Raw genomic sequence first — 18,776 nt, forward strand, 5'->3', positions numbered from 1 at the left:
TTCTCGTCGAAATCCCGCCGCACGCAGGTCGCCGCGGTGGCGGCCGGCGCGTTGGCCGGGCTCTGCCTGGTCACGCCGGGCGTCGCGGCGGCGGGCGCCACGCCCGCCAGGGCCCGCACCGCCACGGTGCGCGTCGACAACGCCCGATTCGAGGTCCTGTCACCGACACTGATCCGGACCGAGTACTCCGGAGACGGCCACTTCGAGGACCGTGCCACCTTCAACGCGATCGGCCGGGACTCCTTCAGCCCGCCGCACTACACCTCGTCCGTGCGCGACGGCGTCCTGACCCTCACCACCAGCGCCATGACCCTGCGCTACCGGGTCGGCTCCGGCCCGTTCGACGCCGACAACCTGACCACGTCCCTCAAGGCCGGCCGGACACCGGTGCTGGCGGCGCCCTGGCAGCACGACGTCTGCGCCGTCGGCGCCCTGTGCGAGGCCGAGGACCAGCAGTACGACGGTCCGGGCCTCGCCGCCGACCACGGCGGATTCACCGGCAAGGGCTTCCTCGCCGGATTCGAGGTCGACAACAACTCCGTTTCCGCGGACATGAGCTCGCCGGCCTCCGGCACCTACGACCTCGCCGTGCGCTACGCCAACGCCGTCGGCGGCGACGGCCGGCACGAGGCCCGCACCCTCAGCCTCAGCGTGGACGGCGGCGCCGACAGGACGTTCACGCTGCCCGCGACGCCGGACTGGAACACCTGGAGCGTGGCCAGGCTGCCGCTGACGCTCGGCGCCGGCCCGCACACCGTGCGACTGCACCGCACCGCCGCCGACTCCGGAAGCGTCAACATCGACAGCCTCGCCCTGCTCACCGCCGGAGCGGACTACCCCTCCCGAGCGCGGAGTACGGTCGACGGCTGCCGGTTCGGCACCAGTTGCGAGGCCGAGGACGCCCTCCTGTCGGGCTCCGCGACCGTCGCCACCGATCACAGGAACCACGCCGGCTACGGATTCACCGCCGAACTCAACCAGGGATCGCGGGTCTCGGACCGCGTCACGGGCGTACCCGAGGACGGCACGTACGTGCTGAACCTGCGCTACGCCAACGGGACGGGCAGCGACGGCCTGCACCAGGCCCGCACGATCGACGTCGCCACCGGCGGCGGTGCCACCCGGACCCTCACGCTCCCGGCCACCGACAACTGGGACACCTGGCAGTCGGCCGCCATCCCCGTCCAGTTGAAGGCGGGCACCGACGAAGTCGCCCTGAGCTGCCCGGAGGCAGCCAGCTGCCACGTCAACATCGACACCCTCGCCCTGAGCCGTCAGGACGAGGCGGCCCCCGCACCCCACCTCGCCCTGGGCGGCTACCGCCGCAGCCTCGACGGACTCGACGGCGACAACGACCCCACCCCCTGGACCACACCCGGCCTGCTGCACCGCGACGGCTGGTACCTGCTCGACGACACCTCGTCCGCCATCTACGACTCCGCCACCGAGACGGCCTCCGCACGCCCCGCCCATGACGGCCGCACCTACCAGGACGGCTACCTCTTCGGCTTCGGCCACGACTACCAGCAGGGCCTGTCCGACCTCGCCACCCTGACCGGCCCGCCACAGCTGCTGCCCCGCTGGGCCTACGGCGTCTGGTACTCCGAATACATCGACCGCACCGCGAGCGACTACGAGAACACCATCCTGCCCGCCTTCCGCGCCGCGGACGTCCCCCTGGACGTGCTGGTGACGGACACCGACTTCAAGTCGCCCAACACCTGGAGCGGCTGGAACTTCGACCCGGCCAAGTTCCCCGACCCCCAGGGCTTCTTCGACTGGTCCACCCACCAGGGACTGCACAACACCCTGAACGTGCACCCGAGCATCCTCGGCACCGACCCGCAGTTCGCGAAGGCCCAGGCCACGGCCAAGGGCCGGCTACGCAAGGGCGGTTGCGCGGGCGGCGCGGGTTCGGACTGCTACACCTTCGACTTCGGCGACCCCGACCAGCTCAAGGCCTACCTCGACCTGCACCGGCCGATGGACCAGGCAGGCAACGACTTCTGGTGGCTCGACTGGTGCTGCGACGCCTCCCGCTCCTCCCTGTCCGGGGTCACCCCGGACGCGTGGATCAACCAGCAGTACGCCGACCTCACCTCCGCCGAGACCGGTGACCGCGGCTTCGTCCTGTCCCGCGCCTACGGCTCCCTCCAGGCCGGCGGCTACAGCGGCGGCGTCGGCCTGCCCACCGGGCCCTGGGCCGACAAGCGCAGCACCCTCCACTTCACCGGTGACACCACCTCGAACTGGGGCACCCTGCGTGCCGAGGTCGGCTACACGCCGGGGGAGTCGGCCGCCACCGGCCTCGCCGCCGTCAGCCACGACATCGGCGGCCACAACGACGGGTACGGCATCCCCGGAGCCGAGACGTACACCTCGAACGGCCAGACCCACCGCACCACCAAACTGCCCGACGACCTGTACGCACGCTGGGTCCAGTTCGGCACCTTCCAGCCCGTCGACCGGCTGCACAGCAACCACAGCGACCGCCTGCCGTGGCAGTACGGCGCCGAGGCACAGAAGTCGGCGGAGAAGTTCCTCCGGCTGCGCGAGGCGCTCGTGCCGTACACGTACACCCTCGCGCAGCAGGCCAACACCACCGGCACCCCGATCGTCCGCCCCCTGTACCTCCAGTACCCGGAGGAGGAGAACGCCTACACCCGCGCGGACAGTGAGTACCTCTACGGCCCCGACATGCTGGTCGCCCCGGTCACCACCCCCGGCACCGGCACGACCACGCCGGTGTGGTTCCCGCCGGGCCGCTGGACCGACTACTTCACCGGCCGCACCTACACCGCATCCGCCGGCGGAGCCACGTACGACATCGCGACCACCCTGGACACCATGCCGGTCTTCGTCCGGGCGGGCGGCATCGTCACCACCCGGTCCGACAACGTGCCGGACGACAGCCAGAGCCCGCTCGACAAGATCAGCGTCACCGTGGCCACGGGATCATCCGGCGCCTTCTCCCTCTACGAGGACGACGGCACCACCGCACAACCGCTTCGTACGGCAACCACCCGGATCCGCTACACCGAGCACAAGGACACCCACCTGCTGAGGATCGCACCCGCCAGGGGAACCTTCCCCGGACAGACAGGCCGTCGCACCTGGACGGTGTCCTTCCTGGGTGTCGACACGCCACCGACCCAAGTAGCCGCGGACGGTGCCCGGTTGGCGACCCCGGCCTGGCACTGGGACGCCGGCGCCCACGTACTGCGGATCACCCTGCCCCCGCAGAGCATCCGCGCCGCCACGGCCATCTCGTACAGATAGAACAGATTGAGGGGGACGGAGCCCGGCAGACCTCGGCGCGGTCGGCGCGCCGAGGTCCGCCGCCGGTCACCGCGCCTCGTCGGCAGAAGCCGGTGACTCCGGCTTCTCCTCGGGGGCGGACTCGCTGCCGGTGACGATACGGCGGATCGTCTCCAGCGGCAGCTTCGGCGAACCGTCCGCGTACAGCAGGCCGTTGGTCTCCTGGGCGGTGTCCATGAACTGCGTGTAGCAGAAGCCCGCGACGATCGGGCTCCTGTGCAGCACCCCGAAGACGTCGTCGAGCAGTGCGGCGTACTGCGCGTCCGAGCTGGTCCGCGTGTAGGAGAACTCGTCCTCCTCGGCGCCCACGGACAGCCCGCCGAACTCGGTGACCATCAGGGGGACTTCACCGGCGCGGCAGCGCTCCGTCTGCCGTGCGTCCAGGGAGAGGGTCCGCCCGGCCGGGCCCGGCGAGGCCAGCAGCGCCTCGAAACCGGCGGCGTCGCCGTAGCGGCGGGTGAGCAGATCAGGGTCGGAGGAGTAGTCGTGCACACCCATGATGTCGCTGTCGGTGTGCTCCCAGCCCTCGTTGGACATGACCGGCCGGGTCGGGTCCAACGCGCGGGTGAGGTTCGCGAGCGCGACCGTGTAGGCCCGCTGTGCCGGGTCGTTCGCGATGTCGGAGCAGCCCCAGCTCTCGTTGACCGGCACCCAGGTGACGATCGAGGGATGGCTGCGGTCCCGCCGCACCATGTCCAGCCACTCCCGGGTGAGCAGCTCCACGGCCTCGGTGCCGTACTCGTACGCGGCCCCGGTCTCGCCCCACACCAGCAGGCCGAGCCGGTCGGCCCAGTACAGGAAGCGGGGGTCCTCGGCCTTCTGGTGGATGCGGACCGCGTTGAACCCCATGGCCTTGATCAGCTCCACCTCGCGGCGCAGTTCCGCGGTGCCGGAGTTCGCGATCAGGGTGTCGGGGCGGTAGCCCTGGTTGAGCACCGAACGCACGTGGTAGGGGCGGTCGTTGAGCAGGAAGGCGCCCCGGCCGACACCGGCGCTGCGCAGGCCGACGTAGCTGTCGACGGTGTCGAGCACCTCGGAGGTGGCGGCGTCGCGGACGGTCACCCGCGCGTCGATCAGCGTGGGCCGCTCGGGGCTCCACAGCAGGTCCTCGCGGTCGATTCCGTTGCGCAGGGCGGGGACGACGAGGTCGACGCGGCTGCGCGGGGTGCGGACGGCGGTGGTGGCCTCGGCGAGCACCTCACCGTCGTGGCACAGCACGATCGCCACGCTCACCGGCGTGGCGGGCACCGCGGACAGGGTGATCTCGGCCACGACGCCGCGCTTCGGATCGGGGATCCAGGCCAGGTCGGTGAGGTGCTGCGCGGAGACGGTCTCGGCCCACACGGTCTGCCAGATGCCGGTGGTCCGCTCGTACCAGACCGCGTGCGGGCGGTCCTGCCAGTCCTGCTTGCCGCGCGGCTGTGCCAGGTCGGCCGGGTCGTCCTCGGCGCGGACGACGAGCACGTGCTCCTCGGCGCCGGAGCGCAGCGCGTCGGTGACGTCGGCGGTGAACGGCGTCTGACCGCCGACGTGTTCGGCGACCAGGCGGCCGTCCAGCCAGACCTTCGCGCGGTGGTCGACGGCTCCGAAGTGCACCAGGGCCCGGTCGCCGCCGCCGACGGCGAGGACCTCGTGGGGGATGCGGCGGCGGTACCAGACCACCGCGTGCGCGGCGGGCTCGCCGATGCCGGAGGCAGGGGCCTCAGGCGGGTACGGGACGGTGATCTCCCGGTCGAACGCACCCGCCGCCGGATCGGCGAACCACCCGTCGCGCTCGCCCTCCCGGGCGTCGTCGTACCCGAACTCCCAGACGCCGTCGAGGCTGTGCCACCGCTCCCGCCGCAGGATCGGCCTCGGATACGTCCCGTCCTGCTCGCTCGCCTTCACGAACCCTCCTCCTGCCTTTTCCGGAATTCCCGGCATAGGCGTTTCCACGATCGAAGCTCTGCCATCATGAGTGATCGTTTGCATCGATGCAATACCTCGATGAGATGGGACGATGAGGCGGGGCTCCCCGGTGCGGCAGACTCGGACAGCCGGTCCGGCGCCGATCGAGGCCGGCCGGCGGGCTCCGGGCGCCGGCACGACGGGAAGGAGGCCCCAGTGGCCAAGGTGCGGATGCGGGACGTGGCCGAGCACGCCGGGGTGTCGGTGCGCACGGTGTCGAACGTGGTCAACGGCTACTCGCACGTCAGCCCCGACACCCGAGCCAAGGTGCAGCGCTCGCTCGACGAGCTGGGCTACCGCATGGACTACCTGGCGCGCGGGCTGCGTTCGGGGCGCACCGGCTTCATCGCCCTGGCGGTGCCGTTCCTCGCCGAGCCCTACTTCGCCGAGCTCGCCCAGGCCGTGATCCGGGCCGCGGGCCGGCGCGGCATCACGGTGCTCGTCGAGTCGACCGCGGGCGACAGCGAGGTGGAGCGGCGGATCATCGAGGGCGGTCTGACGAATGTCGCCGACGGCGTACTGCTGAGCGCCCTGACGCTGCCGGCCAGCGACATCGCCGTCAAGAAGCCGGACTTTCCGCTGGTCATGCTGGGTGAGCACAGTGTCGGCGACCAGTTCCCGAGGGTCGGCATCGACAACGTGGCGGCCGCGCGGACGGCAGTCGAGCACCTGCTGGAGCAGGGCTGCCGCTGGATCGTCGCGCTCGGCCGCAACGGCAGCGAGAACGGCCGCCAGCGCACCGAGGGGTACGAGCAGGCGATGTCGGCGGCCCGGGTGCGGCGGGTGAACTGGCTGGTCGTACCGGTCGAGGACTGGACCAGGGAGCAGGGCTACATGGCCGTCCGTGAGCTGCTGGAGGGCGACGGCCCGCTGCCCGACGCCATCTTCGCCTTCAACGACGCGCTCGCCGTCGGCGCGCTGCGGGCCCTGGACGCCTCCGGGGTGCGGGTACCCGAGGACGTCGCCGTCGTCGGCATCGACGCCGTCCAGGAGTCCGCCTACACCCACCCGCCGCTCACCTCCATCGCCCCCGACCTCGACGTCATCGCCGAGCGTTCGCTGACCCTGCTGGAGGAGCAGATGCAGGCCCCCGAGGAGGCAGAGGAGGCCGCGCCGGGCGAGGACGCGCAGGCGGGGGCGGGGTCGGCGGCCCCCCAGGAGGCCACGCCGTACCGGCTGGTCGTCCGCGAGTCCTCGCGCCGGGGGCCCGTGCCGGAGTGACACCGGGCCGCGACGACGGCGGGGGCCACTTCTTCCCGGCGATCTATTGCATCGATGCAAAAGCTGTGCGAGGGTCTGCGCCATCGAGTTCACATCGAATTAACGAGGTGAATACCCCCATGAGCGGAGCGATGGCGCGCCGACGGTTTCTTGCCCTCGGCGGTGGCCTTGCCCTGACCGGAGGGCTCGCGGCGTGCTCCTCCCCGCTCGCGGCCGGTCTGACGGGCTCGCAGCCGAACACGGCCGACGTCGTCTTCTGGAACCTCTTCACCGGCGGTGACGGCGCCAACATGGTGCTGATGGAGAAGGCGTTCGAGAAGGCCGACCCGGGAACGACGGTCGAGGCGACAGTCCTCGGGTGGGGCAATCCGTACTACACCAAGCTGGCACTGGCCATCGCGAGCGGTACGCCGCCGGACGTCGGCATCACCCACCTCTCCCGGCTTCCGCTGCTGGCCGCCGCCGGCCTGCTGGACCCGATCGGGCGGACCCCGCTCGCGGAACTGGGCGTCACCCAGGACAAGTTCACCCCGGCGGCCTGGAAGAAGGCCACCGTGGACGGCACCGTGTACGCGGTCCCGCTCGACACGCACCCCTTCGTCCTCTATTACAACGTGGACATCGCCCGCAAGGCCGGTCTGCTGAACTCCGCGGGCGACGACCTCGTGCCTCTCAAGGGCAAGCAGGACTTCGTCGACGCGGTGAAGGCGATGAAGGACGCGGGCGGTGCCCAGTACGGCGCGGTCATGTCGGTCACCGCCGACCCGTCCACCGCCTGGCGCTTCTTCAGCATGGTCTACTCCGGCCTCGCCGGCCCGATCGTCACCGACTCAGGCACGAAGATCGCCATCGACGACGAGGCGATGCGGGAGACGGTCGCCTTCATGCAGAGCCTGACCGGCCCGGACCTGATGCCGAAGAACCTCACCGGCGCCGGCGCCAACGCCCTCTTCAGCACCGGCAAGGCCGGCTTCCTCTTCGACGGCGAGTGGCAGATCCCCACCTACCGGCAGGTCAAGAACCTCAGGTTCAACGTCGTGCCGTTCCCCGCACTGCTCGGCCCGAAACCGGTGGCGTACGCCGACTCGCACGCGCTGGTCCTGCCGCGCAACGACCGCGGCGACGAGACGCGCACGCGCAACGCGGCGAAGTTCGTCAGGAGCCTCCTCGACAGCAGCGCGGTGTGGGCCGAGGGCGGCCACATCCCCGCCTGGCTGCCGACGCAGCGCAGCAAGGCGTTCCTGGACCAGTCGCCGCAGCGCAACTACGTGGAGGCCGCGTTCAACGCCCAGTACGACCCGGTGGCCTGGTACACCGGCGCGGGCTCGGACTTCCAGGGCGTGATCGGCGGAACGGTCATCGAGGCGCTCGCCGGACGGATCACGCCAGGGGGCATGGCGGGCGCGATGCGCTCCGCCCTGAAGCGGTACACCACGTCCCGACCGCCGGTCACGACGAAGTAGGAGGCAGTCACCATGACGACCGTCGTCCCGACGCGACCGGTACGAGCCGTTTCCCCGGCCGGGCTCACCACCGACCGGCCCACCCGTTCCGAACGCCGGGCGGGCAGGCTGCTGACCGCCCCCTTCCTCGTGATCTACCTGCTGTTCCTGGTCGGCCCGCTGCTCGTCGGCGTGGTGCTGAGCTTCTTCAACACCACCACCGTCAAGAGCGGTCTCGGGGACTTCGTCGGCCTGTCGAACTACCACGAGGTGCTCACCGACTCCCTCTTCTGGGAGAGCATGTGGCACTCGGTGCTCTTCACGCTGCTGACCACGCCCCCGCTGGTGATCCTCGCGCTCGGCGTCGCCGTCCTGGCCTCGCGCATCCGCCGCGGCCGGCTCTTCTACCGCATCGCCTTCTTCGTGCCGTACGTCGTGCCGTCCTCGGTGGTCACCCTGATCTTCCTGTGGATGTACACCCCGCAGATCGGCCTCCTCCCGAAGGTCTTCGACGCCGTCGGACTGCCGGTACCGGACTTCATCGGCAGCACCTCGGGTGGCTGGACCGCCGTCGTGCTGATGACCGTGTGGTGGACGTTCGGCTTCAACTTCGTCCTGTACACCGCCGCGATCCAGGACGTCCCCGCGGACGTCTACGAGGCGGCGGCCCTCGACGGCGCGAGCCCCTGGCAGCAGATCCGCCACATCACGGTGCCGCTCCTCGGCCGGACCACCAGCCTGGTGCTGATCCTGCAGATCCTCGCCTCGCTGAAGGTGTTCGACCAGATCTACCAGCTGCTCGGCGGCGGACCCGACCAATCCACCCGGCCGGTCATCGAGTACATCTACGACACCGGCTTCACCGCCTACCGGGGTGGCTACGGCGCTGCCGCCACCATGGTGTATTTCGTCATCATCGTCGCGGTCTCGGCGGCCTGGTACGGGCTGCGGCGCCGTCGCGCCACCGGCAGCGCGGCCTGAGCGGAGGACTCATGACCACCATCATCCAGCCGCGGACCGCCGATCCGAAGGGCGCGGTCAACGGGGCCAAGCTCTTCAACCGGCTCTGCGCCACGTGCCTGACCCTGTTCGCCCTGATCTGGCTGGTGCCCTTCGCCTGGGCGCTGATCACCTCGCTGCGCGACGACGCGGCCATCACCCAGAGCCCCACGTCGATCTTCGCCGGCGGCTGGTCGCTGGACGCCTACTCCACCGCCTGGGACAACCACCCGATCGGCACCTGGTACCTCAACAGCCTGGTGATCTCGACCCTCGCCGTGATCTTCACGGTGGCGTTCTGCTCGATGGCCGGATTCGCTCTGGCCTTCCTGCGCTTCCGCGGCCGGGCCCTGGTCATGGCCGTCGTCACCGCCGGTCTGATGCTGCCGACCGAGGCGCTGGTGCTGCCCCAGTTCATCGAGTACCGGTCGTTCCACCTGCTCGGCACGTTCTGGGCGCTGGTCCTGCCGTCGGTCGCGGCACCGATCTCGGTGTTCGTCTTCCACTCCTTCTTCCGTGGCATCCCCACGGCACTGATCGAGGCGGCCCGCATCGACGGCGCGAGCTGGTGGCGCGTCTATGCCACGGTCTGCATGCCGATCTGCCGCCCGGCGGTGTCCACGGTCGCGATCCTCACCTTCATCGGCTCCTGGAACTCCTTCCTGTGGCCGCTGCTGGTCCTCAGCCAGACCAGGTCCCAGACCATCCCGGTCGGCCTCGCCTCACTGGTGGACGCCACCAGCCCCCAGTACGCCGAGATCATGGCCTCCTCGGTCCTCGGCTTCATCCCGCTCATCGCCGTCTTCCTGGTCTTCCAGCGCCAGATCGTCCAGGGAATCGCCACGACGGGCATCAAGTGACGCACCCGTCCCCCCGCCGTACCCGGTCCGAACACCGCAGAAGGACGGCCGCCGGTGGGCGGCTCGCGAACACGCGGGCGGTCGGCCCGGGACGGCTGCTACCGGTCGACGGCGGCCTTGGGGTTGACCTCACAGCGATCGATGTCGTCCACGCCTCCCGAGCCGGCGAGGGCTGCACGGAGGGTGCCTTGTCCCTCGCGGAGACGAACGTCTGGTCGGAGGTCTTGATGATGGTGTTGCCGTACCGGTCCTTGAAGGTGATCTTCACGGTGAAGAGGCTGTCGCGTGCGTTCGGGTTGCTGACCTCGACGGTGGCGTAGGGGGCGCCCACGGTCGCGCAGTGGACGAGGACAGCCGTGCCGTCCTTCTGCGGGCGGGCCGTCGCGCCGGAGGGGGACGGGGCAGGGGTGGAAGGGCGGGTCGCGTGGCCACCGGAGCCGGGGCGCGTCGCGGAGTCGTGCGGGGCAGCGCCGCCCGAGGACGGCGTCGAACCGTCGTGATCCTGCTGGGAACTGCTGCAGCCGCCGCCGTCACTGCCGTGCTGGCCGCGGCTGCCGTGGCCGTGGCTCGACGAAAAACCGGTCAGGGCCAGAACGACCATGGCCGACCCCGCTGTGAATCTGAGCCTGCGCCCCCGTGTACATACCGTCACCCTATCCACAGGAGCCACACATGATCCGGCGAGGTCAGGCCGGGCGGAAGGAGGCCGTCGGCAGTGGCCGCACAGGAAACGCGGCATGCCCCGGATTCTTTCTGCCGGCGTGAGGTCAGGGCCGACGGCGTCACAACTCGTCGTTCAGCAGCGCGTACATGAACATGTCCCGGCGTTCGTCCCCGACCCGCTGCCACCCCCGCAGCAGTCCCTCGCGGTGAAATCCCGCACGCTCGGCGGTGCGCACGGACGCCGTGTTCCAGGGCTCGACCCACAGTTCGAGCCGGGGAATCCGCAGATCCCGCAGCGCCCAGGCGACCACCGCGTTGACGGCGGTCACGGCGGCCCCCTGGCCACGCGCCGCCTTGACGACCCAGTAGCCCAGCGACGCACGGCCCTGCTCGAGGTTGTCCAGCCACAGCCCCACCTGGCCGACCGGCCGGCCGGCGGAGGTCGCGATGACGAACGTGTACCCAGCCCTCGTGGTCGCCCGGCCCCACTGCCGTTCGACGAACGCCACGCCTGCCGACTCGGTGTACGGCGAGGGCACCGTCGTGATCAACGGGATGTAGTCGTCCTCCGACGCCTCACGGACCAACGGGAGGTCGGAGAGACGCCACTGCCGCAGCATGAAGCCGCCACCGGCGGCGAGTTCGGGCACGACGAGCGGTTGCTCCATGCGCCCATCCTGCCGTGATCCACGGCGGACCCGCACTGGGTTTCCACGGTGCGGCCGTCGTAGGAACGGGGGACCGGATGAGCGCGGCCCCAACGGCCCGCGGCGGACCCTGCTTTGAGCCCTGTCGCGGCCCTCGCCATGTCTGTGATGTTGATCTCATGGTTACGGAGAGTGGCGTGGGTGTGAAATCGGTGAGGAGCCGGTGCATGTCGCTCACAGGCCACGCACAGGATCCGTCCGGGCCCTCGCGCCACGCGGGAGCTACCGAAAGTAACTATCGCTGGCCGTAACGTCCTTGTCAGGAGTCTCAGCCGTGTGTCTATGGTGACGTCCGCTCCTGGACGGACCTGACCAGTCCCTGTGTCCAGGAGTGCTCGGCGTGTCCACGGGGGGAGCGCCACCACCATGTGAGGGCCCATGCGCGGGCCTGAGCTGTCCCTCCCAGGAGTGCGCCTACAACAGGCACCCCAACAGAGAGGGATACGCGTGTTGCGTAGACCTGCACGCCGGCAATTCGGACGGCCCAGATGGATGGCGGGCTTGGCGACTCCGGTCGTCTCGGTCCTCTCCCTCGCTCTCCTCGCGACCGGGGCGGTACAGCCCGCTTCGGCCGTCGCCGGTACTCCACGCACTGCTCCGGCCGCCGACTCCTACGACGGGTACGACGCCAAGGCGGCCGAGCAACTCCGTTTCGACCAGTGTCTGATGGCCGACGGGCTGCGCAGGGGCGGGCCGAACATGTACGGCCTGTCCGCCGCCTCCCTGCCGTTGCCGGCGGACCAGTTGCACCAGAAGGCGGACCGCACCTGGGGCACCGGCGCCTTCGCCCAGGCACTGCAGAAGGACCACGACGACTCCGACGCCTGGGTGAAGAAGGCCGACGACACCCGTCAGGCATGGGGCAACGCCGTCAGCGGCCTGGACAGTTATCCCGGCGCCCCCGAGAAGGAGAACCTCTTCGACAAGACGGGGCTGCTGCCCTGGCTCTACCAGTCGTACTTCAAGTCGGTCGACCTGCTGTCACCGCTCTACGACCCGTCACCGCAGGCGGACGACCAGACGAAGAAGGCCGCTCTCGCGGTCGGCGACCCGCAGTACACCAACGGCGGGACGAGCCAGGAGCAGGAAGCCTGGAAGCTGTGGAAGAAGAACTCCGGGGCCCCGGTCCCGAACGAGATCTTCGTCCCGCGGGTGTTCGCCGACGACGCCCGTGTCTTCCTCGCCTCGGGGGGCTTCCCGAGAACCGCGCCGACGCCGGACACCCCGGAGTTCCGTATCGCGGTGGAGGACCTCAAAACCCGGTTCGCCTCGTGCGCCTGGCACGACCCGATCGACCCCGACCGGGTGCTGGGCAAGGAGGTGGCGCAGGCGTCCGCCGAGTGGCAGCAGGAGATCACTTCGCAGGCCGCCCAGCGCAACCAGGTCCTTGCCGCCTCCAGCAGCGCCGGCACGGCCCTGCGGGACGGCACGTTCGCACTGGGGAAGTTGCTGGGACAGTCGTGGATCGCGGACTACTCGACCCGCTGGCTGGACTACTACACCGAGGGCGGCTTCAACTGGATCGGCGACGGCGAGCTGGAGATCCAGGTGCCGGGCGCGGCCGGCAAGTGCCTCGACGTCCAGGGCGCCGGCAAGACCAACGGCACCCCGGTGCAGGTCTACACCTGCAACGCCGGGGCCGGCCAGAAGTGGCAGATGTGGGCCACTTACGACGGCGGCCGCACCCTGCGCAACCCCAACTCGGGCAAGTGCCTCGAGGTGCTGAACGGCGGTACCGCCGACGGCACGAAGATCCAGATCCGCGACTGCGGCAGTGCCAAGGCCCAGCAGTGGAAGTTCGACGTGCGCAGCGCCGGTCCGCTGGTGAACGCGGGGTCCGGCAAGTGCCTGCATCTGCCGACGTTCGACAACAGCAGGGACGCCGTCTCGTCGGCGTGCAACGGCTCCGCGGCACAGAAGTTCCGGGTCGTCGCCAAGACCCACACCGGCAGTGCGCCCGCCAAGGCCGACGTGGACAAGGCCAAGGCGGCCATCACCGCGGCGCAGGCCGAGGCGAAGAAGCAGCTCGCCGTGGTCAAGACGCAGCTGACCACGGCGCAGCAGGCCGCGACCACGTCGGACACCGCGCTCCAGGCCGCCTACGCCATCGCCGATGCGGCGGGTGCTCCGCGGGGCCGGGGTCTGCTGGTCGGCTTGCAGAAGGACCAGGTCATCAAGGGTGCGGCCGCCGCCCTCCAGGCGCTGGAGAAGGCCGGCGAGACCGCGGAGGCCGCAACGCGCGCCGCGGCCGGGGACAGCGCGACCATCACGCAGCGCGCCCTGGCGCAGGCGGCGCAGTCGAACGCGGAGTTCCGCAAGAAGGCCGCGGAGGCGGCCGAGTTGCAGGCCAAGGCCGCGGCCGACGCGGCCAAGGTCCATCGCGACAACGCCAAGAAGGACAAGGAGACCGCGGAGGCCGAACTCGCCGTCGCGGTGAAGGCCGAGGGCGACGCCAAGGCGGCCGCCGCCGACGCGCACGCCAAGCGCCTCGCGGCCGAGGCGGAGGAGAAGACGGCCGAGGCGGAGAAGGAGAACGCCGCCGCCAGCCGGGCCGAGGCCCTGGAGCACCGCAAGAACGCCGAGTCCGAGGCGACGAAGGCGAAGGACGCCAAGGACCGGGCCGAGGCCGCCGAAAAGACCGCCGAGGACCGGCGGGACGACGCGGTCACCGCCAAGGACCACGCCCGGGACATGCGTGACGACGCGTGGGACGCCGAACAGAAGGCGGACACGGCGCGAGCCAAGGCCGACGCGAAGCAGGCCTACGCCGACAAACTCGAGTCCGGTGACGCCGCCGACGCGGCTCGTGCCGCGGCGAACCAGGCGGACACGGCGGCTGACAACGCCGAAGCCGCGGCGGGCAGGGCCCGTTCGGAGGCGGATGCCGCCACGCAGGCCGCGGCCGACGCGGACGCCGCGGCGACGCGTGCGGAGGCCGCGGCCAAGCGTGCCCGTTCCGACGCGGACGCGGCGCAAGCGGCCAAGCTGCGGGCCGACTCGGCGGTGAAGACGGCCACCAGCGCCGTCGCGGACGCGATCGCGGCTTCGCAGCATGCGGCGTCCGAGGCGGCGACGGCGGTGAAGCTGGCCGACGAGGCCGAGCAGCACGCGAAGGACGCCCGGGCCCAGGCCGACAGCGCGGGCAAGGAGGCCGGCAACGCGCTCGCGGCCGCGGCGAAGGCAGCCGGGTTCGCGCACGTCACCGCTCAGGCGGCCGTCGACGCGGGCAAGTCGGCCCAGCAGGTCGCCGCGCCCGCCAACGACGCCGTGGAACTCGGCTCGCCGTACGTGGACACGGACTCGGCCGCCGGTCTGGTGGTGCTGACGGGGCAGTCGTCGAAGACGATCGCCGAGCAGCAGCAGGCCGTCGCGGACGCGCACGCCAAGAACGCCGCCGCTGAGGCCGACGCGGCGAAGAACCTCGCCGACCAGGCCAAGGGCGACGCCAAGGAGGCGTACCAGCACGCGGCCAACGCTGCTCGGTACGCCGCCGACGCCCGCACCTACGCCAAGGACGCCCTGGACTACGCGGCCGACGCCGCGAAGACCGCGGCCGCCGCGCAGGCGTCACTGGCCCGGACCGTCGGCTACGACCAGCAGGCCGCCGAGGACGCGGCAGCCGCCGACAAGGCCGCGGGCAACGCCGAGGGTTACGCCAAGGACGCCCGCGACTCCGCCGACGCCGCCGAACTGGACGCGGAAGCGGCCCGCTCCGCGGCCGGCCAGGCCGAGCAGGCCGCCAAGGACGCCCGCGCGGCGGCCGATCGCGCCGACGCCGCCGCCACCGAGGCCGAACAGGCGGCGAAGGATGCGGACAAGTATGCGAGGGAAGCTCAGGAAGCGGCCGACCGGACGGAACGGGGGGAGGCCAACAAGGAGGCGTCCCAGGGCACCGGCACGGGCATCCCGGGCGTGTTCGCCGTGCCGGACGAGTCCACCGTGCAGATCGTCAGCTCCCGGCAGATCGGCACTTGCCCGGGGATGCCGGACGCCGCGTTCGTGGGCTGTGACGCGACGTTCGACCTGGTCGTCACGTACGAGGCGGACGTCTACCTGTGCACCGACGACCAGGCCCAGGCCACGGCCGACGGATGCCCGAAGTCGGCGTGGGAGTTCCTCAAGCGGGTGACGCTGAAGAACATCAAGATCGACGGCTGGACGCACAAGTTCTCCGGCAAGGACATCGTCCGTGCCGGATGGCAGAGCCTCTTCGGTGATGTCGCCGGATCGATCCTGTTCTCGTTCTTCGCCGAGGACCTGTTGGACTGCTGGCACGGAGACAAGTCCGCCTGCGCCTGGAGCCTCGCCACGTACGTCCCGCTCGAAGGCGCCCTCGCGCCGATCGCGCGCGCCGTCAAGGCCCTCGACGCCGCTGCCAGGACCGGGATCGGCTACGCGGACGCCTGGAAGGCGCTGCGCGCCCTCGACGGGCTGTCCAACGAGGCCCTCGCCGGTCTCGCCGCCAAGATCGGCAAGATCCTGGGCAAGACGTGCGAGCGCAACAGTTTCCCCGGCACCACCCGGGTGCTGATGGCAGACGGAACGACCAAGCAGATCCAGGACGTCCGGATCGACGACGCGGTCCTTGCCACCGATCCCGAAAGCGGCCGTACCGAAGGCCACACGGTCACCCACACCATCTACACGCCGGACGACACCGACTTCGCCGACATCACGATCGACGCCGGCGATGCACGGATCACCGCCACCCAGCACCACCCCTTCTGGTCGCCCAGCTCCCGTCACTGGATCGACGCCGGCGACCTCGCGCCCGGGCAGACCCTGCGCACCAGTGACGGCCGGACCGTCGCCGTGGCCGGCGTCCACCGCTATCACCGGCTGCACTCGGCCTACAACCTCACCGTCGACGACCTCCACACGTACTACGTCCTCGCGGGCGGTACGCCGGTCCTCGTACACAACTCGGGCTCCGTATGCGAACACATCGCTCTCGGCCTGCAGACGGTGGGGGAGAACGAATGGGCCCTCGACGAGTTCGCCATGGAACGCGAAGCGTTGACCTACCACGACTGGCCTGGCAATGGCCCGTGGTACAAGAAGTTCGAGGCGTACCTTTCTTCGGAATCCACGACGAAGATCTCGTTCAACCTGGACGGGATCACGGACCCCGTTGCCGCGGCCCGCGCGGGGAAGTCGGTCGATCCGAGCGGCTTCGAGAAACTGACGAACTGGGAGCTCTACAAGATCAGTCAGTCTCCGGAAGCGTGGGACAGGATCACCTGGTACAAGGGAGGTAAGGTAGATGCCAACCCCTTCAAATGACGGCCCGAGCGCGGCCGTGAGTTCGGCTGTGATGTTCAGATCCGATCGGACCTTCAGGGTCTGGCGATACGGTGTCGGCCATTCCCAGCTGCTTCTTCGAGCCGTTCCCGACAGCGTGGACACCGTATGCCTGGACCTGCGTTTCGAAGGGGTGAGCGCCATGCAACTGGTCCAGCAGTACAAGTCGATCGAACTCCGCGCCGCGAGCAGCACCGAAGCCGAGGAGATTCTCGGATTCTCCGGAATCACCCCGTCGCGCAGAGAGCTCTATCTGCCCGTCGTCCTCCGGTCCGCAAGCGGATCGGGGTTCGTGCTGTGCCGAAGCGTCACCGCTGAGCGCGGCGGAGAAGACCCGGTCGCATCCGATTTCGAATGCGAGGACCGCAGCGTCATCTGGAGCACTCGCCCGCAGCCGTAGGCGGGAAGCGAGAAAGCCACGACGAGTAGCGCCCCACCACCGCACGGCATCGGGGCGCTACTCGCAGGGCGGTTCCCTCGTGACGGGCGGGCTCAGCGCAGCACGACGTCGAAGACCATGTGGAAGAACGCGTCGACGGGGGCGGACGACTTGTCGGCGCGGGCCGCGATCAGGGCGCCCTCCCAGGCGCTGAGGATGAACAGCGCCGTCGCCGGCACGTCGAGCGAGGCGCTCACCGCGCCCGACTCCTGGGCTTCGGCGAGTACGCGCTCGATGTGTGAGGCCCACTGCCGGAAGCCGCGCTGGAGCGCCGAGCGTATCTCCTCGGAGTGATCGGCCACTTCGGCGCCGAAGTTGCCGACCAGGCAGCCACGGACGAAACCGCTGTCCAGCGTGTCCGAGCCCATGAACTCGAAGTGCGCCCTGAGGCGCTCCAGCGGGGGACGCCCGGCCGTGTCCAGCATGTCGAAGCGCAGGCCGGCGGCATAGCGGTCCAGCGCCTCCAGGGCGCTGGCCTCCTTGCTCGCGAAGTGGTTGTAGAAAGAACCCTTCGGGGCGCCGGCCGCCGAGGTGATGTCGCTGATGCCGGTGGCGTTGAAGCCCCGGGTGCGGAACTGCTCCAGTGCCGCCTGCGCGATCTCCTCGCGCTTGGACGCACGTGCCATTCGGATCACCTCCGTATCAATATGGCCGGTCGTCTTGTCTGCTGTCAATCCCGGAAAGCGGGCCCGCGCACCCCTGGGCGGTGCGGCTTGACGCCATCTAAGACGACCGGTCATATTGGAATGGCATCGCACACACCGAGCCCCGCCGGACCACATCCGGCGGGCGGTACCAAGGAGCCTCCATGTCCACCACCTACCGAGCCTTCGAGGCCACCGGAGTCCACAACCTGCGGCTGGTCGAGCGCGAGCCGGTCGATCCGGCGCCCGGACACGTCCGCCTCCGGGTGGAGACCTGCGGGGTCTGCCACTCCGACGTCCTCGCCGTGGAGGGCCTGCGCGCCGACCCGTCGAGTCCGATCGTGCCCGGCCACGAGATCGTGGGCGTCATCGACGCCGTGGGGCCGGGCGTCACCGCCTGGCACCCCGGCGACCGCGTCGGCGTCGGCTTCCTGAACGGGCACTGCGGGGAGTGCGAGCCGTGCCGCCGGGGCGACTTCGTCAACTGCCTCGACCAGGGGCAGACCGGCACGAACGTCGACGGCGGCTACGCCGAGGTGACCTACGCACGCGCCAGCGGACTGGTCCGCATCCCCGACGGCATGTCCGCGGCCGAGGCAGCCCCCTTGCTGTGCGCCGGTCTGACCACCTTCTCCGCCCTCCAGCAGGACTCCGTCAGGGCAGGCAGCCTGGTGGCCGTGCAGGGCATCGGCGGGCTGGGACACCTCGCCCTCCAGTACGCGCGCAGCCTCGGTTACCGGGTCGCGGCCGTCGCCCGCGGCAAGGAGAAGGAGCCGCTCGCCCGTGAGCTGGGCGCTCACGAGTACATCGACAGCTCGGAGACCGACCCCGGGGAGGCGCTGGCCGGCCTGGGCGGCGCCTCGCTCGTCGTCGCCACGGCGTCGAGCGGCGCGTCCATGACCCCGCTGCTGCGCGGTCTGGCGCCGGGCGGGAAGCTCGTCGTCGTGGGTGCCGCGCCCGACCCGCTGTCGGTGTCCACCGCCGACCTGATCTTCGGGACCCGGAGCATCGTCGGCAGCCTGACCGGCTCGTCGATCGAGAACGAGGACAACCTCGGCTTCAGCCTGGCCCACGGTATCCGCCCCGCCATCGAGAGGATGCCCTTCGAGCGGGCCATGGACGCCTACGAGCGCATGCTCTCCGGCAAGGCGCGGTTCCGCGTCGTCCTCGACGTCAACGCCTGATCGTCACCACCTGATCGTGGCACCCTGATCGTGGCCACCTGATCAGCCGCG

General features: G+C 70.4%; 12 protein-coding genes. 8 read left to right on the plus strand and 4 right to left on the minus strand.

The features are described from left to right. The first annotated feature begins 51 nt into the window (after window positions 1-51). The gene (locus ACFY0K_RS05060; protein ID WP_390638852.1) at window positions 52-3,279 is read left to right on the plus strand and encodes a TIM-barrel domain-containing protein; all 3,228 of its coding nucleotides are present in this window, start codon (window positions 52-54) and stop codon (window positions 3,277-3,279) included. A gap of 66 nt (window positions 3,280-3,345) precedes the next feature. Here ACFY0K_RS05060 and ACFY0K_RS05065 read toward each other — a convergent pair whose 3' ends face one another. Then, window positions 3,346-5,205, minus strand: a complete 1,860-nt coding sequence (locus ACFY0K_RS05065; protein WP_390638643.1) for a glycoside hydrolase family 2 protein — start codon at window positions 5,203-5,205, stop codon at window positions 3,346-3,348. 216 nt (window positions 5,206-5,421) lie between these two features. On the opposite strand from ACFY0K_RS05065, the gene ACFY0K_RS05070 reads away from it, so the two are divergent. The 4 genes from ACFY0K_RS05070 (at window position 5,422) to ACFY0K_RS05085 (ending at window position 9,787) form a co-directional block, all read left to right on the plus strand. Then, on the plus strand, window positions 5,422-6,486 hold the full coding sequence (locus ACFY0K_RS05070) for a LacI family DNA-binding transcriptional regulator (protein ID WP_390638644.1): 1,065 nt from the start codon (window positions 5,422-5,424) through the stop codon (window positions 6,484-6,486). Between the two features lie 119 nt (window positions 6,487-6,605). Then, window positions 6,606-7,949, plus strand: a complete 1,344-nt coding sequence (locus ACFY0K_RS05075; RefSeq protein ID WP_390638645.1) for an extracellular solute-binding protein — start codon at window positions 6,606-6,608, stop codon at window positions 7,947-7,949. A gap of 12 nt (window positions 7,950-7,961) precedes the next feature. Further along, a complete protein-coding gene (locus tag ACFY0K_RS05080; RefSeq protein WP_390638646.1) occupies window positions 7,962-8,909 on the plus strand; it encodes a carbohydrate ABC transporter permease in 948 nt (315 codons plus the stop codon). Between the two features lie 11 nt (window positions 8,910-8,920). Next, window positions 8,921-9,787, plus strand: a complete 867-nt coding sequence (locus ACFY0K_RS05085; protein ID WP_351962446.1) for a carbohydrate ABC transporter permease — start codon at window positions 8,921-8,923, stop codon at window positions 9,785-9,787. Here ACFY0K_RS05085 and ACFY0K_RS05090 read toward each other — a convergent pair. Further along, window positions 9,780-10,388, minus strand: coding sequence for a hypothetical protein (locus ACFY0K_RS05090; RefSeq protein WP_390638647.1), 609 nt, complete (start codon window positions 10,386-10,388; stop codon window positions 9,780-9,782). The two genes, ACFY0K_RS05085 and ACFY0K_RS05090, sit on opposite strands and share 8 nt — an antisense overlap. A 181-nt stretch (window positions 10,389-10,569) precedes the next feature. Continuing rightward, window positions 10,570-11,118 carry a GNAT family N-acetyltransferase gene (locus ACFY0K_RS05095; RefSeq protein ID WP_390638648.1) on the minus strand — a complete coding sequence of 183 codons (549 nt, stop codon included), beginning with the start codon at window positions 11,116-11,118 and terminating at the stop codon, window positions 10,570-10,572. Between the two features lie 531 nt (window positions 11,119-11,649). Here ACFY0K_RS05095 and ACFY0K_RS05100 point away from each other — a divergent pair. Next, window positions 11,650-16,440: an RICIN domain-containing protein gene (locus tag ACFY0K_RS05100; protein ID WP_390638649.1), complete on the plus strand. Its 4,791-nt coding sequence runs from the start codon at window positions 11,650-11,652 to the stop codon at window positions 16,438-16,440. Between the two features lie 160 nt (window positions 16,441-16,600). Beyond that, a complete protein-coding gene (locus ACFY0K_RS05105) occupies window positions 16,601-16,858 on the plus strand; it encodes a hypothetical protein (RefSeq protein WP_390638650.1) in 258 nt (85 codons plus the stop codon). Window positions 16,859-16,950: 92 nt separating this feature from the next. Here ACFY0K_RS05105 and ACFY0K_RS05110 read toward each other — a convergent pair whose 3' ends face one another. Beyond that, window positions 16,951-17,523 (minus strand): TetR family transcriptional regulator C-terminal domain-containing protein, encoded by a 573-nt coding sequence (locus ACFY0K_RS05110; RefSeq protein WP_388601449.1) that lies wholly within the window; start codon window positions 17,521-17,523, stop codon window positions 16,951-16,953. 182 nt (window positions 17,524-17,705) lie between these two features. Here ACFY0K_RS05110 and ACFY0K_RS05115 point away from each other — a divergent pair, with 182 nt between their 5' ends. Continuing rightward, a complete protein-coding gene (locus tag ACFY0K_RS05115) occupies window positions 17,706-18,725 on the plus strand; it encodes an alcohol dehydrogenase (protein ID WP_390638651.1) in 1,020 nt (339 codons plus the stop codon). Window positions 18,726-18,776 lie beyond the last annotated feature (51 nt).

Source organism: Streptomyces sp. NPDC001507, assembly GCF_042894765.1.
Taxonomy (GTDB): Bacteria; Actinomycetota; Actinomycetes; order Streptomycetales; family Streptomycetaceae; genus Streptomyces.

Bases quoted from the DNA above. Each gene is read 5' to 3' on its own strand.
- ACFY0K_RS05075 (WP_390638645.1), top strand. From the start codon at position 6,606: ATGAGCGGAGCGATGGCGCGCCGACGGTTTCTTGCCCTCGGCGGTGGC.
- ACFY0K_RS05080 (WP_390638646.1), top strand. From the start codon at position 7,962: ATGACGACCGTCGTCCCGACGCGACCGGTACGAGCCGTTTCCCCGGCC.
- ACFY0K_RS05085 (WP_351962446.1), top strand. From the start codon at position 8,921: ATGACCACCATCATCCAGCCGCGGACCGCCGATCCGAAGGGCGCGGTC.
- ACFY0K_RS05090 (WP_390638647.1), bottom strand. From the start codon at position 10,388: ATGGTCGTTCTGGCCCTGACCGGTTTTTCGTCGAGCCACGGCCACGGC.
- ACFY0K_RS05095 (WP_390638648.1), bottom strand. From the start codon at position 11,118: ATGGAGCAACCGCTCGTCGTGCCCGAACTCGCCGCCGGTGGCGGCTTC.
- ACFY0K_RS05100 (WP_390638649.1), top strand. From the start codon at position 11,650: ATGGCGGGCTTGGCGACTCCGGTCGTCTCGGTCCTCTCCCTCGCTCTC.
- ACFY0K_RS05105 (WP_390638650.1), top strand. From the start codon at position 16,601: ATGCAACTGGTCCAGCAGTACAAGTCGATCGAACTCCGCGCCGCGAGC.
- ACFY0K_RS05110 (WP_388601449.1), bottom strand. From the start codon at position 17,523: ATGGCACGTGCGTCCAAGCGCGAGGAGATCGCGCAGGCGGCACTGGAG.
- ACFY0K_RS05115 (WP_390638651.1), top strand. From the start codon at position 17,706: ATGTCCACCACCTACCGAGCCTTCGAGGCCACCGGAGTCCACAACCTG.